22 protein-coding genes and 1 pseudogene are annotated in these 24,303 nt (G+C 62.3%); 14 read left to right on the plus strand and 9 right to left on the minus strand.

What is annotated here, in order from left to right; all coding sequences use genetic code 11:
• Nucleotides 1-71: 71 nt before the first annotated feature.
• The 14 genes from G7025_RS17025 to G7025_RS17090 all read left to right on the plus strand — a co-directional run bounded on the left by G7025_RS17025 (nucleotide 72) and on the right by G7025_RS17090 (nucleotide 17,001).
• Nucleotides 72-923 carry an ABC transporter permease gene (locus G7025_RS17025; protein ID WP_034095466.1) on the plus strand — a complete coding sequence of 284 codons (852 nt, stop codon included), beginning with the start codon at nucleotides 72-74 and terminating at the stop codon, nucleotides 921-923.
• On the plus strand, nucleotides 920-1,744 hold the full coding sequence (locus G7025_RS17030) for a quaternary amine ABC transporter ATP-binding protein (protein WP_181080305.1): 825 nt from the start codon (nucleotides 920-922) through the stop codon (nucleotides 1,742-1,744). Before G7025_RS17025 ends, G7025_RS17030 begins: the two co-directional genes overlap by 4 nt.
• Before the next feature lie 142 nt (nucleotides 1,745-1,886).
• Nucleotides 1,887-3,410: a histidine ammonia-lyase gene (gene hutH / locus G7025_RS17035; RefSeq protein ID WP_181080306.1), complete on the plus strand. Its 1,524-nt coding sequence runs from the start codon at nucleotides 1,887-1,889 to the stop codon at nucleotides 3,408-3,410.
• Nucleotides 3,411-3,435: 25 nt separating this feature from the next.
• Entirely contained in the window at nucleotides 3,436-4,968 is a 1,533-nt protein-coding gene (gene hutH / locus G7025_RS17040) for a histidine ammonia-lyase (RefSeq protein WP_181080307.1), read from the plus strand.
• Between the two features lie 15 nt (nucleotides 4,969-4,983).
• Complete coding sequence (gene hutI, locus G7025_RS17045) at nucleotides 4,984-6,189, plus strand: imidazolonepropionase (RefSeq protein WP_181080308.1); 1,206 nt, start codon at nucleotides 4,984-4,986, stop codon at nucleotides 6,187-6,189.
• Between the two features lie 11 nt (nucleotides 6,190-6,200).
• Nucleotides 6,201-7,001 carry an N-formylglutamate deformylase gene (hutG, locus tag G7025_RS17050; RefSeq protein WP_181080309.1) on the plus strand — a complete coding sequence of 267 codons (801 nt, stop codon included), beginning with the start codon at nucleotides 6,201-6,203 and terminating at the stop codon, nucleotides 6,999-7,001.
• Between the two features lie 252 nt (nucleotides 7,002-7,253).
• Nucleotides 7,254-8,225, plus strand: a complete 972-nt coding sequence (pip, locus tag G7025_RS17055; protein WP_181080310.1) for a prolyl aminopeptidase — start codon at nucleotides 7,254-7,256, stop codon at nucleotides 8,223-8,225.
• Nucleotides 8,222-8,659: a D-aminoacyl-tRNA deacylase gene (gene dtd, locus G7025_RS17060; RefSeq protein ID WP_181080311.1), complete on the plus strand. Its 438-nt coding sequence runs from the start codon at nucleotides 8,222-8,224 to the stop codon at nucleotides 8,657-8,659. The genes pip and dtd overlap by 4 nt, the downstream gene beginning before the upstream one ends.
• 324 nt (nucleotides 8,660-8,983) lie before the next feature.
• The gene (locus G7025_RS17065) at nucleotides 8,984-10,663 is read left to right on the plus strand and encodes a glucan biosynthesis protein G (protein WP_219855356.1); all 1,680 of its coding nucleotides are present in this window, start codon (nucleotides 8,984-8,986) and stop codon (nucleotides 10,661-10,663) included.
• Nucleotides 10,656-13,226 (plus strand): glucans biosynthesis glucosyltransferase MdoH, encoded by a 2,571-nt coding sequence (gene mdoH, locus G7025_RS17070; RefSeq protein WP_181080313.1) that lies wholly within the window; start codon nucleotides 10,656-10,658, stop codon nucleotides 13,224-13,226. The genes G7025_RS17065 and mdoH overlap by 8 nt, the downstream gene beginning before the upstream one ends.
• Nucleotides 13,227-13,412: 186 nt before the next feature.
• On the plus strand, nucleotides 13,413-14,213 hold the full coding sequence (locus G7025_RS17075) for a transporter substrate-binding domain-containing protein (protein ID WP_181080314.1): 801 nt from the start codon (nucleotides 13,413-13,415) through the stop codon (nucleotides 14,211-14,213).
• Between the two features lie 166 nt (nucleotides 14,214-14,379).
• Nucleotides 14,380-15,177, plus strand: coding sequence for a transporter substrate-binding domain-containing protein (locus tag G7025_RS17080; RefSeq protein ID WP_181080315.1), 798 nt, complete (start codon nucleotides 14,380-14,382; stop codon nucleotides 15,175-15,177).
• 137 nt (nucleotides 15,178-15,314) lie between these two features.
• Entirely contained in the window at nucleotides 15,315-16,274 is a 960-nt protein-coding gene (locus tag G7025_RS17085; RefSeq protein WP_181080316.1) for an amino acid ABC transporter permease, read from the plus strand.
• The gene (locus tag G7025_RS17090) at nucleotides 16,267-17,001 is read left to right on the plus strand and encodes an amino acid ABC transporter ATP-binding protein (protein ID WP_181080317.1); all 735 of its coding nucleotides are present in this window, start codon (nucleotides 16,267-16,269) and stop codon (nucleotides 16,999-17,001) included. Before G7025_RS17085 ends, G7025_RS17090 begins: the two co-directional genes overlap by 8 nt.
• 15 nt (nucleotides 17,002-17,016) lie before the next feature.
• On the opposite strand, the gene G7025_RS17095 is transcribed toward G7025_RS17090, so the two are convergent.
• The 9 genes and pseudogenes from G7025_RS17095 to hisI form a co-directional block, all read right to left on the minus strand.
• Entirely contained in the window at nucleotides 17,017-18,924 is a 1,908-nt protein-coding gene (locus tag G7025_RS17095; RefSeq protein ID WP_181080318.1) for a methyl-accepting chemotaxis protein, read from the minus strand.
• 144 nt (nucleotides 18,925-19,068) lie between these two features.
• Nucleotides 19,069-19,941, minus strand: a complete 873-nt coding sequence (locus tag G7025_RS27130) for a methyl-accepting chemotaxis protein (protein WP_370694754.1) — start codon at nucleotides 19,939-19,941, stop codon at nucleotides 19,069-19,071.
• Nucleotides 19,942-19,974: 33 nt separating this feature from the next.
• A pseudogene (locus G7025_RS27135) lies at nucleotides 19,975-20,985 on the minus strand (methyl-accepting chemotaxis protein); the annotation flags it as partial.
• Between the two features lie 347 nt (nucleotides 20,986-21,332).
• Complete coding sequence (locus G7025_RS17105; RefSeq protein ID WP_181080320.1) at nucleotides 21,333-22,040, minus strand: 16S rRNA (uracil(1498)-N(3))-methyltransferase; 708 nt, start codon at nucleotides 22,038-22,040, stop codon at nucleotides 21,333-21,335.
• Entirely contained in the window at nucleotides 22,037-22,828 is a 792-nt protein-coding gene (gene tatC / locus G7025_RS17110) for a twin-arginine translocase subunit TatC (RefSeq protein ID WP_181080321.1), read from the minus strand. The genes G7025_RS17105 and tatC overlap by 4 nt, the downstream gene beginning before the upstream one ends.
• Nucleotides 22,825-23,223 carry a Sec-independent protein translocase protein TatB gene (gene tatB, locus G7025_RS17115; RefSeq protein WP_181080322.1) on the minus strand — a complete coding sequence of 133 codons (399 nt, stop codon included), beginning with the start codon at nucleotides 23,221-23,223 and terminating at the stop codon, nucleotides 22,825-22,827. Before tatB ends, tatC begins: the two co-directional genes overlap by 4 nt.
• Nucleotides 23,224-23,233: 10 nt before the next feature.
• Complete coding sequence (locus tag G7025_RS17120) at nucleotides 23,234-23,512, minus strand: twin-arginine translocase TatA/TatE family subunit (protein WP_017738835.1); 279 nt, start codon at nucleotides 23,510-23,512, stop codon at nucleotides 23,234-23,236.
• Nucleotides 23,513-23,538: 26 nt separating this feature from the next.
• Nucleotides 23,539-23,871 (minus strand): phosphoribosyl-ATP diphosphatase, encoded by a 333-nt coding sequence (locus tag G7025_RS17125; protein ID WP_027605032.1) that lies wholly within the window; start codon nucleotides 23,869-23,871, stop codon nucleotides 23,539-23,541.
• Between the two features lie 2 nt (nucleotides 23,872-23,873).
• Entirely contained in the window at nucleotides 23,874-24,266 is a 393-nt protein-coding gene (gene hisI / locus G7025_RS17130) for a phosphoribosyl-AMP cyclohydrolase (RefSeq protein ID WP_181080323.1), read from the minus strand.
• Nucleotides 24,267-24,303: the final 37 nt, after the last annotated feature.

Below are 24,303 nucleotides of genomic sequence, written 5' to 3' on the forward strand. Positions count from 1 at the left end.
GTCGAGCGTGCCCGGCTACCCTGAGAGGCAGCCGGGCGCCTGGCCACACCCCACTGGATCGAGAGCACGCTATGTTTCCTGAGAGTTTTACCTTTTCCATCGCCGACTGGGTCAACGGTTGGGTGGATTCACTGGTCACCAACTATGGCGATGTGTTCAGGCACATCTCCGACACCCTGTTATGGGCCATCGTCAACCTGGAAGGCCTGCTGCGCGCCGCGCCCTGGTGGCTGATGCTGGCCATCGTCGGCGCCGTTGCCTGGCACGCCACCCGTAAAGTCCTGACCACGGCGGTGATCGTCGGGCTGTTGTTCCTGGTGGGTGCCGTCGGCCTGTGGGACAAACTGATGCAGACCCTGGCGCTGATGCTGGTCGCCACGGTGATTTCGGTGTTGATCGGCATCCCGCTGGGCATTCTGTCGGCCCGCAGCAATCGCCTGCGCTCGGTATTGATGCCGCTGCTGGACATCATGCAGACCATGCCCAGCTTCGTGTACCTGATCCCGGTGCTGATGCTGTTCGGCCTGGGCAAAGTGCCGGCGATTTTCGCCACGGTGATCTACGCCGCACCGCCGCTGATTCGCCTGACGGACCTGGGCATTCGCCAGGTCGACGGCGAGGTCATGGAAGCTATCAACGCCTTTGGCGCCAACCGCTGGCAGCAACTGTTCGGCGTGCAACTGCCGCTGGCGCTGCCGAGCATCATGGCCGGTATCAACCAGACCACCATGATGGCGTTGTCGATGGTGGTGATCGCCTCGATGATCGGCGCCCGAGGCCTGGGTGAAGATGTACTGGTCGGCATCCAGACGCTGAACGTCGGCCGTGGCCTTGAAGCCGGGCTGGCGATCGTGATTCTTGCAGTGGTCATCGACCGCATAACCCAGGCCTATGGTCGTCCACGGCATGAGGCGAGCAAATGACTACCGTCAGCAAAATCGAAGTGAAAAACGTCTTCAAGATTTTCGGCAATCGTGCCAAGGACGCGCTCTCGCTGATCGGCCAGGGCAAGACCAAGGACCAGGTGCTGGCCGAGACCGGCTGCGTGGTCGGTGTCAACGACCTGTCCCTGAGCATCGGCACCGGCGAAATTTTTGTGATCATGGGCCTGTCCGGCTCGGGCAAGTCGACCCTGGTGCGCCATTTCAACCGCCTGATCGACCCCACCAGCGGCGCGATCCTGGTGGACGGCGAAGATATCCTGCAACTGGACATGGAAGCCCTGCGTCAATTCCGTCGCCACAAGATCAGCATGGTGTTCCAGAGCTTCGGCCTGCTGCCCCACAAAAGCGTGCTCGACAACGTCGCCTACGGCCTCAAGGTGCGCGGTGAAAGCAAACAGGTGTGCGCCGAGCGCGCCCTGCACTGGATCGACACCGTGGGCCTGAAGGGCTACGAAAACAAATACCCGCATCAGCTCTCCGGCGGCATGCGCCAACGGGTGGGCCTGGCTCGTGCCCTGGCGGCCGACACCGACATCATCCTGATGGACGAAGCCTTCAGCGCCCTCGATCCGCTGATCCGCGCCGAGATGCAGGACCAGTTGCTGGAGCTGCAGAAGACCCTGCACAAGACCATCGTGTTCATCACCCACGACCTCGACGAAGCCGTGCGCATCGGCAACCGCATCGCGATCCTCAAGGACGGCAAATTGATCCAGGTCGGTACCCCGCGCGAGATCCTGCATTCGCCGGCGGATGAGTATGTAGACCGGTTTGTCCAGCGGCGGGCGGCGGTGGTCTGACCCAGGTCCTGTGGTGAGGCTGCTGGCCCTATCGGGAGCAAGCTCCCTCCCACATTTGATCGGGTTCACACTGTCCCAACGTGGGAGGGGGCTTGCCCCCGATGAGGCCGGCAAAGCTGTAGAGAATATGAAGAGATCAACAATGTCCCAGGCACCAAAAATCACCATCGCCGACACGCCATTGCGCTGGCAGGACGTGGTCGCCGTGGCCCGTCATGGCGCGGTCCTCGAACTGTCGACCCAGGCCTGGGCGCGGATCGATAACGCCCAGGCCATCGTGCAGCGCATCGTCAGCAGCGGTGAGCGCGCCTACGGCGTGAACACCGGGCTGGGGGCGCTGTGCAATGTGTCGCTGCAAGGCGAACAACTCAGCCAGCTGTCGCGCAACACCTTGCTCAGCCACGCGTGTGGCGTCGGCCCGGCGCTGAGCGATGAACAGACCCGCGCGATCATCTGCGCGGCCCTTGTCAACTACAGCCACGGCCATTCCGGCCTGCACCCGCAGGTGGTGCGGGCGCTGCTGGCGCTGCTCAACCATGGCATCACCCCGCAGGTGCCGTCCCAGGGATCGGTGGGTTACCTGACCCATATGGCCCACGTCGGCGTAGCGTTGCTGGGTGTCGGCAATGTGAGCTATCGCGGCGGCATCGTCTCGGCGCAGCAAGCCTTGCAGGCCGAAGGCTTGCAGCCCGTTGAGCTTGGCGCCAAGGACGGGCTGTGCCTGGTCAACGGCACGCCGTGCATGACCGGCCTGAGCTGCCTGGCCCTGGCCGATGCCCATCATCTGCTGCAATGGGCCGACGTGATCGGCGCCATGAGCTTCGAGGCCCAGCGCGGTCAGCTCGATGCGTTCGACGCAACCATCATCGCCCTCAAGCCCCACCCAGGCATGCAACAGGTGGGCGCCAACCTGCGCGCGTTGCTCGACGGCAGCGAGGTGATCGCCGCCAGCCAGGGCATTCGTACCCAGGACGCTTTGAGCCTGCGCTCGATCCCGCAGATCCACGGCGCGACGCGTGACCAGGTGGCGCACGCCACGCGGCAGATCGAGACCGAACTCAACAGCGTCACCGATAACCCGCTGGTGCTCGGCACGCCGGACAACTACCGGGTGGTGTCCCAGGCCAACCCCCACGGGCAGTCGGTCGCGCTGGCGGCGGATATGCTCGCCATCGCCATGGCCGAAATCGGCTCGGTGGCCGAGCGCCGCCTGGACCGCTTGATCAACCCCCATGTCAGCGGCTTGCCGGCGTTTCTGGTGAGCAACCCCGGGGTCAACTCCGGCATGATGATCGTGCAGTACGTCGCCGCGTCGTTGTGCGGGCAGAATCGCCAACTGGCGCAGCCGGCGGTGCTCGATAATTTCGTTACCTCGGGCCTGCAGGAAGACCACCTGAGCATGGGCACCAATGCCGCGCTCAAGCTGCACCAGGTATTAGCCAACGTGACCCAGATCCTCGCCATCGAGTACTTGCTGGCGGCCCAGGCCTTTGAATTTTTAAAGGCGCAGCGCTTCGGCGTCGGCACCGAGCGTGCCTGGCGTTTACTGCGTGAACATATCCCGCCCTATGAGCAGGACCGCTGGCTGGCGCCGGATATCGCGACCGCCGCCGCGTTGCTCAAGGACACCGCTTTGCTGCATCAAGCACTTCCCCATTTGCACTGAACAATAATTCCAAAGGAGCATCACTGTGACTGCGCTAAACCTGATTCCGGGCCAACTGAGCCTCGCCCAACTGCGGGCCATCTATCAGCAGCCGGTAACCCTCAGCCTGGATGACAGCGCATCGGCGCAGATCGACGCCAGCGTGGCGTGTGTCGAGCAGATCCTCGCCGAAAACCGCACCGCCTACGGCATCAACACCGGTTTTGGCCTGCTGGCCTCCACGCGTATCGCCAGCGCCGACCTGGAAAACCTCCAGCGTTCCCTGGTGTTGTCCCACGCCGCCGGTGTTGGCGAGCCGATCAGCGACGCGTTGGTGCGGCTGGTCATGGTGCTCAAGGTCAACAGCCTCAGCCGTGGCTTCTCCGGTATCCGTCGCGTGGTGATTGACGCGCTGATCGCGCTGATCAACGCAGAGGTGTACCCGCATATTCCTTTGAAAGGTTCGGTGGGCGCCTCCGGTGACTTGGCGCCCCTGGCCCACATGTCCCTCGTGCTGCTCGGCGAAGGCAAGGCGCGCTACAAAGGCGAATGGCTTGAAGCGAAAGACGCGCTCAAGATCGCCGGCCTCGCGCCGCTGACCCTGGCGGCGAAGGAAGGCCTGGCGCTGCTTAACGGTACTCAGGTGTCCACGGCGTATGCCTTGCGCGGCCTGTTCGAAGGTGAAGACCTGTTCGCCGGCGCCCTGGCGTGCGGCGGTCTTACCGTGGAAGCGGTGCTGGGTTCGCGCTCGCCCTTCGACGCACGCATTCATGCGGCTCGCGGTCAACGCGGGCAGATCGATTCGGCGGCGGCCTACCGTGATCTGCTGGGTGAAAGCAGCCAGGTCTCGCAGTCGCACCAGAACTGCGACAAGGTGCAGGATCCGTATTCCCTGCGTTGCCAGCCACAAGTCATGGGCGCCTGCCTGACCCAGTTCCGCCAGGCTGCCGAAGTGCTGGCGGTGGAGGCCAACGCCGTCTCCGATAACCCCCTGGTATTTGCCGCCGAAGGCGACGTGATTTCCGGCGGTAACTTCCACGCCGAGCCGGTGGCCATGGCCGCCGACAACATGGCACTGGCCATCGCCGAAATCGGTTCGCTCAGCGAGCGGCGTATCTCGCTGATGATGGACAAGCACATGTCCCAGTTGCCGCCGTTCCTGGTGGGCAATGGCGGGGTCAACTCCGGCTTCATGATCGCCCAGGTCACCGCCGCCGCGCTGGCCAGTGAGAACAAGGCATTGGCCCATCCCCACAGCGTCGACAGCCTGCCGACCTCCGCCAACCAGGAAGACCACGTTTCAATGGCCCCGGCTGCCGGCAAGCGCCTGTGGGAAATGGCCGAAAACACCCGTGGCATCCTCGCCGTGGAATGGCTGGCGGCGTGCCAGGGCCTGGACCTGCGCGAAGGCTTGAAAACCTCGCCGAAACTGGAAAAAGCCCGTGGCATCCTGCGCAGCAAAGTGGCGTTTTACGACAAGGACCGCTTTTTCGCCCCGGACATCATCGCCGCCAGTGAACTGCTCGCCGGCCGCTGCCTGAACGAGCTGGTCCCGGCCCGGTTGCTGCCGAGCCTGTAACCCAAGGAGTGTCGGATGAAAACCCTTTGGCAGCACTGCCACGTCGCAACCATGGCCCAGGGCAAGTACTCGATCATCGAGGATGCGGCCATGGTCACCGCCGGTTCGCTGATCGAGTGGATCGGCCCACGCAGCCAGGCGCCGAGCGCGGATTACGCCCAGGTCCACGACCTGCAAGGCGCGTGGGTAACCCCCGGGCTGATCGATTGTCACACTCATACGGTGTTCGGCGGCAACCGCAGCGGCGAATTCGAGCAACGCCTTGAAGGCGTGAGCTATGCCGAGATCGCGGCCCAGGGCGGCGGGATCGCCAGCACCGTGCGCGCCACCCGCGCCGCCAGTGAAGATGAACTGTTCGCCAGCGCTCATAAGCGCCTGCGCAGTCTGCTGCGTGACGGTGTGACCACGGTGGAAATCAAATCCGGCTACGGCCTGGACCTGGCCAACGAGCGCAAGATGCTGCGCGTGGCCCGACGCCTGGGGGAAGCGCTGCCGGTGAGCGTGCGCGCTACCTGCCTGGCCGCCCATGCCTTGCCGCCGGAGTACAAGGACCGTACCGACGACTATATCGAGCATATCTGCAGCGAAATGCTGCCGGCCCTGGCGGCCGAAGGGCTGGTGGATGCGGTGGATGCGTTCTGCGAATACCTGGCATTTTCCCCGGCACAGGTGGCCCGCGTGTTTGACGTCGCGCAGCAACTTGGCCTGCCGGTGAAGCTGCACGCCGAACAACTGTCCTCGCTGCACGGCTCCAGCCTGGCGGCGCGTTATCACGCATTGTCGGCGGACCACCTGGAGTTTATGACCGAAGAAGACGCCATCGCCATGGCCGCCGCCGGCACCGTTGCGGTGTTGCTGCCGGGGGCATTCTACTTTCTGCGTGAGACTCAGTTGCCGCCCATGGAGGCCCTGCGCAAGCACGGTGTGAAAATCGCCATCGCCAGCGACCTCAACCCCGGCACCTCGCCAGCGCTGTCTGTGCGCCTGATGCTGAACATGGCCTGCACCTTGTTCCGCATGACCCCGGAAGAAGCCCTGGCCGGCGCCACGCAACACGCGGCCACCGCCCTGGGCATGGGCCACACCCACGGTTCGCTGGAGGTGGGCAAGGTTGCGGATTTTGTCGCCTGGCAAATCGACCGTCCAGCCGACCTGGCTTACTGGCTGGGCGGCGAACTGGATAAACGCGTCGTGCGCCATGGCGTCGATGCCATCGTCTAAGGAGTACCGTTGTGGATAAGGTTCTGAACTTCAAACAAGGCCGCACACCGCTGCTGATCAGCATGCCTCACGCCGGCTTGCGCCTGACGCCTGCGGTAAAGGCCGGGCTGATCCCCGAGGCGCAAAGCTTGCCGGACACCGACTGGCATATTCCTTTGCTGTATGACTTTGCCGAGGAATTGGGTGCCAGCACCTTGTCGGCGGAGTATTCGCGGTTTGTCATCGATCTGAACCGACCGTCCGACGACACGCCGCTGTATGCCGGCGCCACCACCGGCCTGTACCCCAAAACCCTGTTCGATGGCGTGCCGTTGTTTCTGGAAGGCCAGGAACCCTCCGAGGAAGAACGGGCGACCTACCTGCAGAAAATCTGGGGCCCCTACCACCGCGCGCTGCAGGAGGAGCTGGCACGACTCAAGGCAGAGTTCGGCTATGCGCTGCTGTTCGATGCGCACTCGATTCGCTCGGTGATCCCGCACCTGTTCGAAGGCAAACTGCCGGACTTCAACCTCGGCACCTTCAACGGCGCGGCCTGCGCCCCGGAACTGGCCGGCCAATTGGAAGCCATCTGCGCCAGGCACCCGCAGTACACCCATGTGCTCAACGGGCGCTTCAAGGGCGGGCATATCACCCGGCATTACGGCGACCCGGCCGAGAATATCCACGCCGTGCAGCTGGAATTGTGCCAGAGCACCTATATGGAGGAGTTCGAACCGTTCAAGTACCGCGCCGACCTGGCCGAGCCGACGCAGGTGGTGTTGAAACAGTTGCTCGAAGGCCTGCTGGCCTGGGGGCGCAAGCGTTACGGCTAGGCAGGATCTGCAGCGCGGGCCTTGCCCTCAGCCCAAGACAGCCCCAACCGTGGGAGGGGCCCGCCCTGGATTGCACCATGCCAGGCACTTATCCCACCAATGGCTGGCTAAGCCTTCCTAAGCTGGGCGAAGGGCTGACACAGGTCTAAGCGCTCAAGGACATGCTCATTGCACAATTCGGGTTTATAGTGCCAGACGGCAGAATAATAGACGTCCCCCCAGGGATGAACCCGAACCCCTACGGAGCGCGCAATGCAGACTTGGTTCCCGCAGATCAAACCCTACGCCCGGCACGATCTGGCTGTCGATGACACGCATACCCTGTATGTCGATGAAAGTGGCTCCCCCGAAGGCTTGCCGGTTGTATTCATCCATGGTGGCCCCGGCGCCGGTTGCGATGCCCAAAGCCGTTGCTATTTCGATCCCAACCTGTATCGCATCGTTACCTTCGACCAGCGCGGTTGCGGTCGCTCTACGCCGCGCGCCAGCCTGGAGAACAACACCACCTGGGACCTGGTCGCCGATATGGAGCGCATCCGCGAGCACCTGGGCATCGATAAATGGGTGCTGTTCGGCGGTTCCTGGGGCTCGACCCTGGCGCTGGCCTATGCGCAGACCCATCCCGAGCGCGTGCATGGCCTGATCGTGCGCGGCATCTTCCTGGCCCGCCCGCAGGACATTCACTGGTTCTACCAGGAAGGCGCGAGCCGCCTGTTCCCGGATTACTGGCAGGATTACATCGCGCCGATCCCGGCCGACGAGCGTCACGACATGATCGCGGCGTATCACAAACGCCTCACCGGCAATGACCAGATCGCCCAGATGCACGCGGCCAAGGCCTGGTCCGGCTGGGAAGGGCGCATGCTCGGCCTGTGCCCGAGCCCGCAGCATGTGGAGCGGTTTTCCGAGCCGCAGCGGGCGCTGTCGATTGCGCGCATCGAGTGCCATTACTTCACCAACCACTCGTTCCTGGAGCCTGACCAGCTGATTCGCGATATGCACAAGATCGCGCACCTGCCTGGCGTAATCATCCACGGGCGCTACGATATGATCTGCCCGTTGGATAACGCCTGGGAATTACACCAGGCGTGGCCCAACAGCGAGCTGCAGGTGATCCGCGAGGCGGGCCATGCGGCGTCCGAGCCAGGCATCACGGATGCGCTGGTACGCGCGACCGGCGAAATGGCCCGGCGTTTGCTCGACCTGCCGCCTGAAGAAGCATGAAGGGCCTGCTGCAGCGGGTGCTTGGCGCCCGAGTCGAGGTGGCGGGTGAAACCGTGGGTGCCATCGACCAGGGGTTGCTGGTGCTGGTGGCGGTGGAGCCTTCAGATACGCCCGAAAGCGCCGACAAACTGCTGCACCGGCTGCTGAACTATCGGGTGTTCGGCGATGACGAAGGCAAGATGAACCTGTCGCTCAAGGACATTGACGGCGGATTGCTGCTGGTCTCGCAGTTCACCCTGGCGGCGGACACCAAGAGCGGGTTGCGGCCCAGCTTCTCCACAGCGGCCCCTCCGGCCCTGGGAGCGGCGCTTTTTGATCACTTGCTGTTACAAGCGCAACAATTGCATGGCAAGGTGGCTTCGGGCCGTTTTGGCGCGGATATGCAGGTGCATTTGGTCAATGATGGCCCTGTGACCTTCCTCCTGCAGACGTGAATGTATTGAAAACGACTTTTAATGCTTAAAAACGCAGGATTTCGCTACAAATACTTCGTTGCCCCTGATGCGTTGTCTCGCGGGCTACTAGATAATCGCGCGCTACGGGGATCAGCGTTGTTTGGTCCATTTTTGACTTAGGTAGAGACTTGTCCGACATCCACTGGGGAATCATTTTGACCCAGGGGAGTCGGAACAATGCTCGCCAACCTGGCATATAGATAGCTGGCCGTTGGTTTTTTGATCTGTTTTCGGCGAGGGTTGCTCGTGATTGTTAGTCCCTGTAATGCACCAAAATTGTCTGCCAAACGGTTACGAAACGCACTGGTGACGGGCTCTGCCCTGTTTTGCCTGTTCGGCGCGGGTCAACTGTGGGCATTCAGTCTGGATGATGTGTCGGCCAAGGCAAAAGAGCTGGCTGGGCAGAAATACGAAGCTCCGCGCAGCAATCTGCCGAACGAATTCCGCGAAATGAAGTTCGCGGACTACCAGAAGATTCGTTTCCGCAATGAAAAAGCCGAGTGGGCCGATCAGAACACCCCGTTCAAGCTGTCCTTCTATCACCAGGGTATGCACTTCGATACACCGGTGAAAATCAACGAAGTGACCGCTGACAGCGTCCAGGAAATCAAATACGACCCGTCGCGTTTTGACTTCGGCGACGTGAAATTTGACCCTAAAGCCACCGAACAGCTGGGTTATGCCGGTTTCCGTGTGCTGTACCCGATCAACAAGGGCGACAAGCAAGACGAAATCATGACCATGCTCGGCGCCAGCTACTTCCGCGTCGTGGGCAAGGATCAGGTGTATGGCCTGTCCGCCCGCGGCATGGCGATCGACACCGCGCTGCCGTCCGGCGAAGAGTTCCCACGCTTCACCGAGTTCTGGATCGAGCGTCCTAAGCCGGGTGACAAGCACCTGGTGATCTTCGCCCTGTTGGACTCGCCACGCGCGACCGGCGCCTATCGCCTGACCCTGCGTCCGGGCACCGACACGGTGGTCGACGTCAAATCCCAGATGTACCTGCGCGACAAGGTCAGCAAGCTGGGCGTTGCCCCATTGACCAGCATGTTCCTGTTCGGCGCGAACCAGCCGTCCAAGGTGCTCAACTACCGTCGCGAGCTGCATGATTCCAGCGGCCTGTCGATCCATGCCGGCAATGGCGAGTGGATCTGGCGTCCACTGAACAACCCTAAACACCTGTCGGTCAGCAACTTCAGCGTAGAAAACCCGCGTGGTTTCGGTCTGCTGCAACGTGGCCGCAACTTCAGCCACTACGAAGACCTGGACGATAACTACGACAAGCGTCCAAGCGCCTGGATCGAACCTGAAGGCGATTGGGGCAAAGGCTCCGTGGACCTGGTTGAGATCCCGACCGCCGACGAGACCAACGACAACATCGTTGCGTTCTGGAGCCCGGAAAAACTGCCGGAAGTCGGCCAGCCGCTCGACGTCGCCTACCGCCTGCACTGGACCCTCGACGACGCCGCGTTCCACTCGCCGGACAGCGCGTGGGTCAAGCAGACCCTGCGTTCGACCGGTGACGTGAAGCAATCCAACCTGATCCGTCAGCCCGATGGCAGCGTCGCGTACCTGGTGGACTTCGAAGGCCCGTCCCTGAAAAAACTGCTGCCGGATGCGCCCGTGCGCAGCCAGGTGAGCGTGGGTGACAACGCTGAACTGGTTGAAAACAGCGTGCGTTACAACGAGCACACCAAAGGCTGGCGCCTGACCCTGCGCATGAAGATCAAGGACGCGAGCAAGCCGACCGAAATGCGTGCTGCCCTGGTGCAGGACGTTGCTCCGGCCGAGCCTGAGCATGTGTCCACCCAGGTTCTCAAGGCCGACAAGGTCCTGGCCAAGCAACATGAGAAGCAGGCCAAAAAAGACGCCAAGGACAAGGAAGCCAAGCAGCCGGAAGCTGCCCCAGCCACACCGGAGCCGATCAAGACTGAAGAAGTCCTGACCGAAACCTGGAGCTATCAGTTGCCTGCCGATGAGTAATTCCCAAGCCCAGCCAGAGACTCTGTCCGAGTATCTGGCGCATCTCCCGATGACCCCAGAGCAGCGCGCCGAACTGGCGGGCTGCACCTCCTTCGCCGAACTGCACGAGCGCCTGTCGTCCGCAACCTTCGACGCGCCGGTCGACGCCGCACAGGCGTCGGTTGGCCGCCGGTTGACGCTCAACACCGCCGAAGAGCTGCAGGACGCGGAAATGCTTGCGGTCGACGCCGCCGGTCGCGTGTGCCTTAAGGCCACGCCGCCGATCCGTCGTACCCGCGTAGTGCCGGAGCCGTGGCGCACCAATATCCTGGTGCGCGGCTGGCGTCGCATCACCGGGCGCAGCAACCCGCCCAAGCCGCCGAAGGATGAACGCGTACTGCCGGCCGCGCGCTGGCGCACCGTCGGCTCGATCCGCCGCTACATCCTGCTGGTGCTGATGCTGGGCCAGACCATCGTGGCCGGCTGGTACATGAAAGGCATCATGCCGTACCAGGGCTGGTCGCTGGTCGACTTCGACGAAATCCGCAACCAGACCCTGCTGCAGACCGCGACCCAAGTTCTGCCCTACGCGCTGCAGACCAGCATCCTGATCATGTTCGGGATTTTGTTCTGCTGGGTGTCGGCCGGTTTCTGGACGGCGCTGATGGGCTTCCTCGAATTGCTCACCGGTCACGATAAATACCGGATCTCCGGTAAAAGTGCCGGTGACGAGCCGATTCCGAAAGACGCCCGTACCGCGCTGGTGATGCCGATCTGCAACGAAGACGTGCCCCGGGTATTCGCCGGTCTGCGCGCCACGTTCGAATCGGTGGCCGCCACCGGTGACCTGGACCGCTTCGACTTCTTCGTGCTCAGCGACAGTAACGACGCCGACATCTGCATCGCCGAACAGCAGGCCTGGCTCGACGTGTGCCGCGAAGCCGGTGGCTTCGGCAAGATCTTCTATCGCCGTCGCCGTCGTCGCGTCAAACGCAAGAGCGGCAACCTCGACGACTTCTGCCGTCGTTGGGGCGGTGACTACAAGTACATGGTGGTGCTCGACGCCGACAGCGTCATGAGCGGCGAATGCCTGACCAGCCTGGTACGCCTGATGGAAGCCACGCCGGATGCCGGGATTATCCAGACTGCGCCACGTGCGTCGGGCATGGACACCCTGTATGCGCGCATGCAGCAGTTCGCCACCCGCGTGTACGGCCCGCTGTTCACTGCCGGCCTGCACTTCTGGCAGCTGGGTGAATCCCACTACTGGGGTCACAACGCTATCATCCGCATGAAGCCGTTTATCGAGCACTGCGCCCTGGCGCCGTTGCCGGGTAAAGGTGCGTTCGCCGGGTCCATCCTGTCCCACGACTTCGTTGAAGCGGCGCTGATGCGCCGTGCCGGCTGGGGCGTGTGGATTGCCTACGACCTGCCGGGCAGCTATGAAGAACTGCCGCCGAACCTGCTGGACGAACTCAAGCGTGACCGTCGCTGGTGCCACGGCAACCTGATGAACTTCCGTCTGTTCCTGGTTAAAGGCATGCACCCGGTACACCGTGCGGTGTTCCTGACCGGCGTGATGTCCTACCTGTCGGCGCCGTTGTGGTTCCTGTTCCTGGTGCTGTCCACCGCGCTGCTGGCGGTAAACACCCTGATGGAGCCGCAGTACTTCATGGCGCCACGCCAGCTTTACCCGCTGTGGCCGCAATGGCATCCGGACAAGGCGGTGGCGCTGTTCTCCACCACCATCGTGCTGCTGTTCCTGCCTAAACTGCTGAGCATCATCCTGATCTGGGCCAAGGGCGCGAAAGAGTTCGGCGGCAAGTTCAAGGTCACGATGTCGATGCTGCTGGAGATGCTGTTCTCCATGCTGCTGGCGCCGGTGCGGATGATTTTCCACACCCGTTTCGTGCTCGCCGCCTTCCTCGGCTGGGCCGCGACCTGGAATTCGCCCAAGCGGGATGACGACTCCACCACGTGGGGCGAGGCGTTCAAACGCCACGGCACGCAAACCTTGCTGGGCTTCCTGTGGGCCTTGCTGGTGGTGTGGTTGAACCCAAGCTTCCTGTGGTGGCTGGTGCCGATCGTCGGTTCGCTGATGTTGTCGATTCCGGTGTCGGTGATCTCCAGCCGGGTGAACCTGGGCATCAAGTCCCGCGATGAGAGCCTGTTCCTCATTCCTGAGGAATACAATCCGCCGCAGGCGCTGTTGTCGACCGACAAGTACACCCACGAGAACCGTTGGCACGCGCTGCACGACGGCTTCGTGCGCTCGGTGGTCGACCCGCAGCAGAATGCCCTGGCCTGTGCACTGGCGACGTCGCGTCACGGCCAGGCCGAGCCGATCGAGTACCTGCGTGCCGAACGGGTTCGTCATGCCTTGAAGGTCGGTCCCGCCGGCCTCAACAATGCCGAACGCGTGGCTTTGCTCAGCGACCCGGTGGCCCTGGCTCGCCTGCACGAGCAGGTCTGGAGCGAAGGGCATCCCGAGTGGCTCGCCGCCTGGCGTGACTCGATCAAGGCCGACCCTCACGCGCCGTTGCTGCCGTTGCAACCGCAGTCGTCCCAGGCCCAACCAGCCTGATTCAGACACCCCCGAGGGCTCACCTCGGGGGTGTTACAAGCGCAGTTCCTACAGCGCTCACCGCCTGCCTCTTATCGCCGTAACCTCTTGTTATTTCGAAACAAAATACCCGGTTCCAGGGCGTATTGACGTGCCCGTGAGTAGGTTAGGATCGCCCCCAAATTCGACTCGGCCACAGGGGGATTCATGATCAAAAGGTACTGTTCGGCGTTGCTGATGGGGGCTGTCGCGTTGATTCACAACGGCGTGACGCAGGCGGGCGCCATTGACGATGCTGTGCGGCGGGGCGTGCTGAAAGTAGGCACTACGCCCACCTACATTCCTTTTGAAATGACCGATAAGCAGGGCCGCATCGTCGGTTTTGAAATCGACCTGCTCAAGGAAATGAGTCAAGCCATGGGCGTCGAGCTTGAGCTGGTCGCCGTGCCGTATACCGAGCTGTTGCCGGGGCTGCTGGCGAAAAAATTCGACATCATCGGCAGCGGCATGACCGTCACCCAGGAGCGCAACCTGAAGCTCAACTTCAGCGACTCCTTCATCGTGGTCGGCCAGACCGTGCTGCTGCACCCAAGCCTGGCCGGCAAAGTCACCAGCGTGGAAGATCTGGACGATGCCGGTTACCGCATCGCTGTCACCGAAGGCACCACCGGCGAAGTCGCGGCGAAACGCTTCCTGGCAGCGGCCCGATTGAGCAGCTTTGCTTCCCCGGAGGAGGGCGTGCGCCAAGTCGTCAACGGAAACGCCGATGCGTTTATCCACGACGCGCCCTACAACCTGATCGCCCTGAGCCGGATGCAAAACAGCCGGTTATTGCTGCTGGAGCAGCCGTTCACCTTTGAGCCCTTGGCCTTCGGCTTGAAAAAAGGCGATTTCGACAGCCTCAACTGGATCAACCACTTTCTCAATCAAGTGGCCCAGGACGGCACCTACGATCGCCTGCATGACAAGTGGTTCAAGGACACGGGCTGGCTGGTGGGCGTCGACTGACCGCTGAGGGTTTGCACATCGGTGTCTTGCAGGTATTCCGACAAGCGCCGACAACAATTGCCTGTGAAACCTTTGTGACAGGCGGCGAGTGGGTTAGGATCGCACCCCGAAATGGTGCAGCCCTTTTGCGCGCCGACCTTATAAGAATGGTTCAGGGGACTTGATGATGAAAAAGTATCTTTCGATGCTGCTGCTGGGCGTCACCGCACTGGTTGCCGCCCATGCGGCCCAGGCCGGCGCCATCGACGATGCGGTCAAGCGCGGCACGTTGAAAGTGGGCATGGACCCGACGTATATGCCGTTCGAAATGACGGACAAGCGCGGCGAGATCATTGGCTTCGAAGTCGACATCCTCAAGGCCCTGGCCAAGTCCATGGGCGTCAAGCTGGAGCTGGTCTCCACCGGCTACGACGGCATCATCCCGGCCTTCCTGACCGGCAAGTTCGACATGATCGGCAGCGGCATGACCCTGACCCAGGAGCGCAACCTGCGCCTCAACTTCAGCGAACCGTTCATCGTGGTCGGCCAGACCCTGCTGATTCGCAAGGACCTGGAAGGCACCATCAAGTCCTACAAAGACCTGAACGACGAGAAATACCGCCTGACCTCCAAGCTCGGCACCACCGGGGAAATGGTCGCCAAAAAGCTGATCGCCAAGGCCAAGTACCATGGCTACGACAACGAGCAGGAAGGCGTGCTGGACGTGGTCAACGGCAAGGCCGATGCCTTTGTGTATGACGCTCCATATAACGTGGTGGCCGAGAAGAAAGTCGGCAATGGCAAGCTGGTGTTCCTGGAAGAACCCTTCACCTTCGAGCCTCTGGCATTTGGTTTAAAGAAAGGCGACTACGACAGCATCAACTACATCAACAACTTCCTGCACCAGATCAGGAACGACGGCACCTACGATCGCATCCATGACAAGTGGTTCAAGAGCTCCGAGTGGCTCAAGGACATGGAATAAGGTCTGACTGAACACCGCGTAGCGCCCATCGCGGGCAAGCCCGCTCCCACCGTCGACAGTTGGAACTCGGTCAAGTTGTGGGAGTGGGGCTTGCCCACGATGGCGGCCTGCCAGGCAACACACATCCGGAAAGTGAAATGAAACAGAAAAAAGCCCAATGGCCCTGGCACCTGCTGACCGTGGTCGTGCTGGTCGGCCTGGCGGGCGCCCTGTACTACGCCACCTCGCTGATGTCCTACGAATGGCGCTGGAACCGCGTGCCGCAGTACTTCGCTTATCAGGCCGAGCAAGCCGAGCGTGCAGCGGACATCTCCACCGTCATCGAGCTGGTCCGCAAAGGCGACGTGGCCGAAGTGACCCTGCGCAATGACGCAGGCGCCGAGCAAAAGGTGACGGTCGCCGACAATAGCCTGCACGTGGCCCGTGGTGACGATGTCGCCGAAGGCGATGTCATTGGCGTAAACCGGCATTGGGCATTGGGCCCGCTGATGTGGGGCTTGTGGACCACGCTGTGGCTGTCGGTGGTGTCCGGCATTCTCGGGCTGGCGATTGGCCTGGCGACCGGTCTGTGCCGCTTGTCCAGCAACCCGACCCTGCGTGACCTGTCGACGCTCTACGTCGAGTTGGTGCGCGGCACGCCGCTGCTGGTACAGATTTTCATTTTCTATTTCTTTATCGGCACGGTGCTCAACCTGTCCCGCGAGTTTGCCGGGATCGCCGCACTGTCGCTGTTCACCGGGGCCTATGTGGCGGAAATCGTGCGCGCCGGCGTGCAGTCCATCACCCGTGGCCAGGACGAAGCCGCACGCTCCCTGGGCCTGAGTGCCAGCCAGTCGATGCGCCACGTTGTGTTGCCGCAGGCGTTCAAGCGCGTGCTGCCGCCGCTGGCCGGGCAATTTATCAGCCTGGTGAAGGACACCTCGCTGGTGTCGGTAATCGCCATCACCGAACTGCTCAAGAGCGGCCGCGAAGTGATCACCACCTCGTTCTCGCCGTTCGAAATCCTGTTCTGCGTCGCAGGGTTGTACCTGCTGATCAACCTGCCGCTGTCGAAAATGGCCAGCCGGCTTGAGCGGAGGCTCGCGCAAAGTGATTGAAGTCCGCGATCTGGTAAAAGTCTTCGACACCCGTGGCCAGGTGGTGCGCGCGGTGGATAACGTCACCACCCAGGTGGCCAGGGGCGAAGTGCTGGTGGTAATCGGCCCGTCCGGCTCCGGCAAATCGACGTTCCTGCGCTGCCTCAATGGCCTGGAAGAATTCGACTCGGGCTCGGTGAGCATCGACGGCCTGCAACTGGCCGATCCGAAAACCGATGTGAATGCCTACCGCCGTGAAGTCGGTATGGTGTTCCAGCATTTCAACCTGTTCCCCCACATGACAGTGCTGGAGAACCTGTGCCTGGCGCAGAAGGTCGTGCGCAAGCGCGGCAAGCAAGAGCGCGAGGCCAAGGCCCTGGCGCTGCTGGAGAAGGTTGGTATTGCGCAAAAAGCCAATGAGTTTCCGTCCCGTTTGTCCGGCGGCCAGCAGCAGCGCGTCGCCATCGCCCGTGCGCTGGCGATGGAACCCAAGGTCATGCTGTTCGACGAGCCCACGTCGGCGCTCGACCCGGAGATGGTCGGCGAAGTACTCGACGTGATGAAAACCCTGGCCCTGGAAGGCATGACCATGGTCTGCGTCACCCACGAAATGGGCTTTGCCCGCGAAGTGGCCGACCGGGTGCTGTTTTTCGACCACGGCAAGTTGCTGGAAGACGCGGCGCCGGCGGAGTTTTTCGAGGCGCCCAAAGACCCTCGCGCCCAAGCGTTCCTGCGTCAGGTTCTGTAGTGCTGTCAGGCCGGTTTAGAGCTTGAATCTGTCGATCAGCGTCTGCAGATCCAGGCTCAACCGGGTCAACTGAACGCTTGCCGCCGCGGTCTCTTCGCTGGCGGCGGCGGTTTGTTCGGATACGTCCCTCACCTTCAATACGCTGCGATTGATCTCTTCGGCTACCGCGCTTTGTTCCTCGGCGGCTGCGGCAATCTGCGGGTTCATTTCCTGGATGACCGACACCGTGCGGGCAATGGCCATCAGTGCCTCGCCGGCGTCGCGGGTCAACTGCACGCTGTGGTCGGTCAGGCTGCGACTGCTGTCCATGATGTCCGCGACTTGCTGGGTGCCGTTGTTCAATCCGAGGATCAAGCCTTCGATTTCTTCGGCCGACTCCTGGGTGCGTTGGGCCAGGCTGCGCACTTCATCGGCGACTACCGCAAAGCCTTGGCCGGCACTCCCTGCGCGGGCCGCTTCAATGGCCGCATTTAATGCCAGCAGGTTGGTCTGCTGCGACACCGACTTGATCACGTCCAGCACGCTGCCGATCTTCTGGCTTTCCCGCTGCAGCTTCAGCATCGCCTGGCCGGAAAGCTCCATTTCACTGGCCAGGTTGCCGATCTGCTCGATCGCCTGCGCGACCACTTTGTCACCGGCGCTGGCCTGCAGGTCGGCTTCATTGGCCGCCTGCGAGGCTTGCTCGGCATGCCGGGCGACTTCCTGGGCGGTGGCGAGCATTTGGTTCATGGCGGTGGCGACCTGGTCGGTTTCTTCCTTCTGATTGTTCACCCCGGTGCGTGTCTGTTCGGTGACGGTGGAGAGCTGCCCGGCCGCGCCGGCGATCTGTCGCGCACTGTCGCCAATGCCGCTGATCAGCTCGCGCAGGTTGAGGGTCATGCGCCGGATGCTGTGCTGTAATTGGCCCAGCTCATCCTGGCGCTGTGTCTCGGCATCATGGCTAAGGTTGCCCTCGGCAACGCGATTGGCGGCAGCGAGGGCCTGGCGCAACGGCAGGGTGATCAGCCGCGCAATCCACCAGGCGGCGAGGCCCCCAAGCAGCAGCGCAGCCGCCGTGACACTGACCAGCAGCGTGCGGGTGTGATCCGCTTCCAGGTCGCGCTTGGCGGTCTGGCCCTGGCTGACTTGATCGCTGTGCTCCAGTAACTGGTCCAGTTGCTGTTCGAATCGGTCCTGCACGGTTTCGGTCTTGACCTGGGCCTCCTTGAGCAGGAGCAACTGGGTGCGGTAGTTGTCCAGGTCGGTTTTGAGCAATGTTGAATTCACCGGCAGGCGGGTGACGGCCGTCAGCGCAACGTTCAGCGCCTCCAGTGTCCGGTCGACGGCCTCGGTGTAGGCTTGCAACGACGTGGCGGCCCAGGCCGGGCTCTGGGCGCGATCCTCCGCGTGCTCCATGGCCTGGCGCAATGCCTCGATGGTGTCGAGGGCGCTCTGATCCTCCTGGTCGGGCAATTCGCTGGCTAGTTGCGCGAGGGTGTCGCTGGCCTGGAGCGAGACTTTTTTGAGGGGCGGGCGAATACTTTCACGGTGCTCGATCAAGTCGGGCAACTCGCTGATCTCTTCTTTGAAAAGCGCCACCAGGCGCTCCGCTTCTCTGATGTGTTGCAGGTCGTTGGGGTCTTTGAGGGTCTGGGACAAGTAGCCCAGGTGCTCATCGATAGTCGCGATCTGCGCATTCATTTTGCCCAGGCTGGCGGCGTCACTGAGGGTTCGATAAAGGATACGGTCGGCACGCATGGCCTCGGCCGACACGGCCAATTGCCCCAGAACGGTCAGGTTGCCCGACCGAAACAACGCGGCATTCAGGGCTTGCCAGCCTGTCACCGCAATCACCAGGCTGAGCAACAGCACTTGGGCAAAGCCCAGGGCGAGTTTGATGCGGACGCTGGCATTGACCAGCAAGCGGATCAGTTGAGGAAACATGGGTTGAGCTCCTAATCTGAAAAAAGCGCTTCTCGACGCAAGAAACGCTAAATCGATTCGGAGACCCGAGGGGCTGATAACCGCGTAGGAAATTTCACAACTTGCCCTGCGCGACGACCAGGGTCGGCCGTCGCGCAGGACGGATCAGATGCGGAAGCGTCCGACCAGGGTCTGCAAGTAAACGCCCAGGCGGGCCAATTCGGCGCTGGAGGCGGCGGTTTCTTCGCTGGCGGCCGAGGTTTGCTCGGACACGTCGCGCACATTGAGCACGCTGCGGTTGATCTCTTCGGCCACCGCGCTCTGCTGCTCGGCGGCCGTGGCGATCTGCGAGTTCATCGCCTGGATTGTCGATACCGTGCGCGTGATGCTGGCCAGGGCGCTGCCGGCGCGGCGGGTCAGTTCGACGCTGCTGTCGGTAAGGCCACGGCTGTTGTCCATGATGCTCGCCACTTGCTGGGTACCGCTTTGCAGGCCGGCAATCAGTTCTTCGATCTCTTCGGTGGACTTCTGGGTGCGCTGGGCGAGGCTGCGCACTTCATCGGCCACGACCGCGAAACCGCGCCCGGCTTCACCGGCGCGTGCGGCTTCAATGGCCGCATTAAGGGCCAGCAGGTTGGTTTGCTGGGCCACGGATTTGATCACGTCGAGCACGCTGCCGATCTTGTCGCTTTCGCGCTTGAGATGGCCCATGGCTTCGGTGGAGTTGCCCACCTCGGTGGCCAGGCGCTCGATCTGCGTGATGGCTTCGTTGACGACTTTGTCGCCTTCGCGAGCCTGCTGGTCCGCCGCCACGGCGGCTTCCGAGGCTTCTTCGGCGTTGCGTGCCACTTCCTGCACCGTTGCAGCCATCTCGTTCATCGCGGTGGCCACCTGATCGGTCTCGACCTTCTGGCTGTTGACCCCGGCGCTGGTCTGTTCCGTCACGGCCGACAGTTGCTCGGCGGCACTGGCGATCTGGGTGACGCCTTCGCTGATGCCGCCGATCAACTCGCGCAGGCCCACGGTCATGCTCTGCATGGCGCGCTGCAATTGGCCCAGTTCGTCCTGGCGCAGTGAGGTCAGGTTGTGGCTCAGGTCGCCTGAAGCGACGCGTTCGGCGACCTTGAGGGTCTGCTCCAGTGGAATGATGATCTGGCGGGTGATGGCCCATGCGGCCACCAGGCCTACGATCAGCGCCAGGACGGTGGCGAGCAACAACAGGTTTTTTGCGTGGGCGGCATCTGTGTCGCGCACGACGGTCTGGGACGCGGTCAACTTGTCGCTGCGGTCCAGCAAGGTATCGCCTTGTGCGCCCATGATTTTTACCGCGGCGGCGCTGGCTACCTGGGAATCGCGGTATTGGCTGACTGCGGCGCGGTAGGCTTGCAGCGAGACGCTGGCCTGTTGCAGGTTGGTCGAAAATTGATCAGGGAGTTGGCCATTGAGGCTGGTGATTTTCTTCAAGGCGTTGTCGATGGCATCCAGCGCGGGTTGTTCGGCTTCGACTTTGCCGCTGTAGGTGTAGCCGCGCACCTGGAAGCGGGCCTGCTGAATCAGCTTGCTCAGGTCGACGATGCTGTTGAACTGGCTGACGCTATCGCCTTGCAGCAGAGCCTTTTCAACTTCAGCGACCTTGAGCACCGCATTGTCGGCGGTATCGCCCAATTTGCTGCGGGCGTTTTCGCGGTTGGCACCGGCTTGCGCCATGGCGTCGAACGCGCGCTTGTAGGCGTCGACCGCCGCCAATTGTTCGTCGATCAAGGCAATGTCGGCAGGCTGCTCGATCAGCGTGCGCGCGGTTTTCAGGCCGCCGTCCAATTTATCCAGCAGGCCGTTGACGGCGGTCGTGCCCTGTTCGCCACGGCGCATTTCGTAATCCATGCGTGCGATACGCAAGTCTTTGGTCAGGTCGTTGAGGCTGGCGATATACCCCAGCTTGTCACCGCGACTGATCACGCCCGACAGGCCGGTCCAGCCGGTGAGCGTGATCATCAAGGTCAAGAGCAGCACCAGGCCGAAGCCCACAGCCAGCTTGGTTTTAACGCTGACATTTCCCAGTTTTTCGGCTAACCAACGGTACATGCTGCAAACTCCCCTGGAACAAGGCTTGGACTTATTCAGGAGTTATCGGCCTGCCTGCGCAATTCTGTAGCGACGCTGTCCCCCTCAACCCAGGCACTTCGGCGTGTCAGGTGGAACCGCGTTGCGTGGAAGGGGGCCGCTTCGCGGCCCAGCGCAGGGCAAGCCTGCTCACCACAGGGCAAGCCTGCACACCACAGGGCAAGCCTGCACACCACAGGGCAAGCCTGCACACCACAGGGCAAGCCTGCACACCACAGGGCAAGCCTGCACACCGCAGGGTTATTGGAGCCTTTGGTTCCACTGCTTGCTCAGTGTTAACTGAAAAAGTGTGGGAGGGGCAGGTAGTGTTAGAAGAGGCGGGCGAGCAGGGCGGTGACGGCCGTTTCGACGCGCAGGATACGCGCGCCCAATTGCACCGGCTGCAAGCCGGCCTTGGTCAGCAGCTCCACCTCGTAGGGGATCCAGCCGCCTTCCGGGCCGATCGCCAGTGTGACCGGCTCATCCAGTGCGCGTGGGCACGCCGGGTAATCCCCGGGATGGCCGATCAGGCCCAGTGTGCCGTCAGTCATGGCCGGCAGGCGGTCTTCGACGAATGGCTTGAAGCGCTTCTCGATGATGATTTCAGGCAGCACTGTGTCCCGCGCCTGCTCCAGGCCCAGGACCAGTTGCTCGCGAATCGCCTCGGGCGCCAGGAACGGGGTCTGCCAGAAACTTTTCTCCACCCGGTAGCTATTGACCAGCACCACCTTGGGCACACCCATGGACGCCACGGTCTGCAGCACCCGACGCAGCATCTTGGGGCGTGGCAGGGCCAGCAGCAGGGTCAGCGGCAGTTTGTCCGGGGGCGGCAGGTCGAAGCTGACCTGCAACTCAGCCTCCGTGGCGTCAAGGCGCAGCAGTTGCGCGTTGCCCATCAGCCCACCGATGCGCCCGACGCGCAGGTTATCGCCCACCGTTGCACGATGGACATCCTGCATATGCACCAGGCGCCGATCGCGCAGGATCACCCGGTCGGCCGCGATAAAGTCGGCGTCTTCCAGCAGCAGCAGGTTCACGGTTGCGTCGCTGGCGGCTGGTCGTCGTCGGCGGGTTGGTCATCCGGGTGGTCGCTGCGCTTGCTGATCAGCCCGCTGAACAGAATGCCGATCTCGAACAGCATCCACATCGGCACGGCCAGCAGGGTCTGGGAGAAGATGTCCGGCGGGGTCAGGATCATGCCGACCACGAAGCAGCCGATGATCACGTAAGGGCGGATCTTCTTCAGGTATTTAACGTCGACCACGCCGATCCACACCAGCAGCACCACCGCCACCGGGATTTCGAAGGCCACGCCAAAGGCGAAGAACAGCGTCATCACAAAGTCGAGGTAGCTGGTGATATCGGTCATCATCTCCACGCCGGCCGGGGTGGCGGCGGCGAAGAATTTGAAGATCAGCGGGAACACCAGGAAGTAGGCGAACGCCATGCCGGTGTAGAACAGCAGAATGCTCGACACCAGCAGCGGCACCGCGATGCGCTTCTCATGCTTGTACAGGCCCGGTGCGATAAAGCCCCAGATCTGATGCAGGATCACCGGGATCGCCAGGAACAGCGAGACCATCATCGTCAGCTTCAACGGCGTGAGAAACGGCGATGACACATCGGTGGCGATCATCGTCGCGCCGGCCGGCAGGTACTGGCGCAGGGGCGTGGAGACGAACGTGTAGATCTGCTGGGTAAAGGCAAACAGCCCGGCAAAGATAATGAAGATGGCCGCTACGCAACGCAGCAGGCGGGTACGCAGCTCGGTGAGGTGCGAGACCAGCGGCATGTGCTGGTCGTTTTCCGGTTTATCAGCGCTCATGGGGCTCGCGGCGGCAATGTAGGGTCATGGGGAGCCGGCGACGCGGTCGGCGCCGGTGCTGGCTCCGGCGGGGTCGGCGCGGCCTCGATGGCGGGTGCCGGTGCAATGCTGTGTTCAATCACAGGCGCTGCCGGTTTGTCCGGCTCCTGCACGGGCGACAGGATCTTGCGCGCCTCCTGCTCCAACGACAGGATGTGTTCGTTGTGCAGTTGCCGGCGAATTTCGTCGGCGCCGATTTCCCGTTCAACTTCCTGTTTGATGGCGTTGAAACTGCGTTTCAGGCGCCCGATCCACAGGCCGGCCGTGCGTGCCGCGCCGGGCAGGCGTTCCGGCCCCAGCACCAGCAAGGCGACGAGGCCGACGAGGAGCAGTTCAGAGAAGCTGATACCAAACATTAGTCAGTGCTCACGAGTCTTTGCGGGTCGGCTCTTCGACTTTTTCGGCCTGCACGTCGAAGGTGCGACGCTCAGTGATCGGCTGGGCGGCCTGAGGGTGCACAGGCTGGGCTGGTGGCACCGGGTTGGCGGCAGGGTCGGCAGGCTTCTCATCGTCGTTCATGGCCTTGCGAAAGCCCTTGATCGACTCGCCGACGTCGGTGCCGAGGTTTTTCAGTTTCTTGGTGCCGAACACCAGCACCACCACCACCAGAATGACGATCCAGTGTTTCCAGTCAAAAATGCCCATGCTGCAAATCCTCTAATAAACGTTATTCAAGCGGACGGGCGCGAGGCCTTTTCGGCATGCCCGGACAGGCCGAAGCGACGGTCCAGTTCATCCAGCACGGCCTGCGGATGCTGCCCCAGTTGGGCGAGCATGACCAGGCTGTGGAACCACAGGTCGGCGGTCTCGTAGATCACATCGCTGCAGTCGCCACTGATCTGGGCGTCCTTGGCGGCAATGATGGTCTCGATCGATTCTTCGCCGAGCTTCTCCAGGATCTTGTTCAAGCCTTTGTGGTACAGGCTGGCGACGTAGGAGCTGTCGGCGTCCGCACCTTTGCGGTCCTCCAGCACCTGGGCCACACGGTTCAGGGTATCGCTCATGTTCAGTGTCCTGCGGAGTAAATGGCGTGCGGGTCTTTAAGCACCGGTTCGACCACTTTCCATTCGCCGTCCTCGAACACGCGATAGAAACAGCTGTGACGGCCGGTGTGGCAGGCAATGCCGCCGATCTGCTCGACTTTCAGGATAACGACATCCGCATCGCAATCCAGACGCAGCTCGTGCAGGGTCTGCACATGCCCGGACTCTTCGCCCTTGCGCCACAGTTTGCCACGCGAACGTGACCAGTAGATGGCGCGCTGCTCGGTGGCAGTAAGGCTCAGGGCCTCGCGGTTCATCCAGGCCATCATCAGCACGCGCCCGGTCTTGTAGTCCTGGGCAATGGCCGGCACCAGGCCGTCACTGTCCCATTTGATTTCGTCCAGCCAGTCTTTCATGTTCGGCTCCGGCAATTTGCGACAGTGTATAACCGGA

It is taken from the genome of Pseudomonas lurida (assembly GCF_013522705.1).
Lineage (GTDB): Bacteria > Pseudomonadota > Gammaproteobacteria > Pseudomonadales > Pseudomonadaceae > Aquipseudomonas > Aquipseudomonas quebecensis.

Coding starts and splice junctions, on each gene's coding strand:
- G7025_RS17025 (WP_034095466.1), top strand. CDS start 72: ATGTTTCCTGAGAGTTTTACCTTTTCCATCGCCGACTGGGTCAACGGT.
- G7025_RS17095 (WP_181080318.1), bottom strand. CDS start 18,924: ATGTTTCCTCAACTGATCCGCTTGCTGGTCAATGCCAGCGTCCGCATC.
- dtd (WP_181080311.1), top strand. CDS start 8,222: ATGAAGGGCCTGCTGCAGCGGGTGCTTGGCGCCCGAGTCGAGGTGGCG.
- tatB (WP_181080322.1), bottom strand. CDS start 23,223: ATGTTTGGTATCAGCTTCTCTGAACTGCTCCTCGTCGGCCTCGTCGCC.
- tatC (WP_181080321.1), bottom strand. CDS start 22,828: ATGAGCGCTGATAAACCGGAAAACGACCAGCACATGCCGCTGGTCTCG.
- hisI (WP_181080323.1), bottom strand. CDS start 24,266: ATGAAAGACTGGCTGGACGAAATCAAATGGGACAGTGACGGCCTGGTG.
- G7025_RS17085 (WP_181080316.1), top strand. CDS start 15,315: ATGAAACAGAAAAAAGCCCAATGGCCCTGGCACCTGCTGACCGTGGTC.
- G7025_RS17125 (WP_027605032.1), bottom strand. CDS start 23,871: ATGAGCGATACCCTGAACCGTGTGGCCCAGGTGCTGGAGGACCGCAAA.
- G7025_RS17030 (WP_181080305.1), top strand. CDS start 920: ATGACTACCGTCAGCAAAATCGAAGTGAAAAACGTCTTCAAGATTTTC.
- hutH (WP_181080306.1), top strand. CDS start 1,887: ATGTCCCAGGCACCAAAAATCACCATCGCCGACACGCCATTGCGCTGG.
- G7025_RS27130 (WP_370694754.1), bottom strand. CDS start 19,941: ATGCAGAGCATGACCGTGGGCCTGCGCGAGTTGATCGGCGGCATCAGC.
- hutI (WP_181080308.1), top strand. CDS start 4,984: ATGAAAACCCTTTGGCAGCACTGCCACGTCGCAACCATGGCCCAGGGC.
- G7025_RS17080 (WP_181080315.1), top strand. CDS start 14,380: ATGAAAAAGTATCTTTCGATGCTGCTGCTGGGCGTCACCGCACTGGTT.
- pip (WP_181080310.1), top strand. CDS start 7,254: ATGCAGACTTGGTTCCCGCAGATCAAACCCTACGCCCGGCACGATCTG.
- G7025_RS17120 (WP_017738835.1), bottom strand. CDS start 23,512: ATGGGCATTTTTGACTGGAAACACTGGATCGTCATTCTGGTGGTGGTG.
- mdoH (WP_181080313.1), top strand. CDS start 10,656: ATGAGTAATTCCCAAGCCCAGCCAGAGACTCTGTCCGAGTATCTGGCG.
- G7025_RS17075 (WP_181080314.1), top strand. CDS start 13,413: ATGATCAAAAGGTACTGTTCGGCGTTGCTGATGGGGGCTGTCGCGTTG.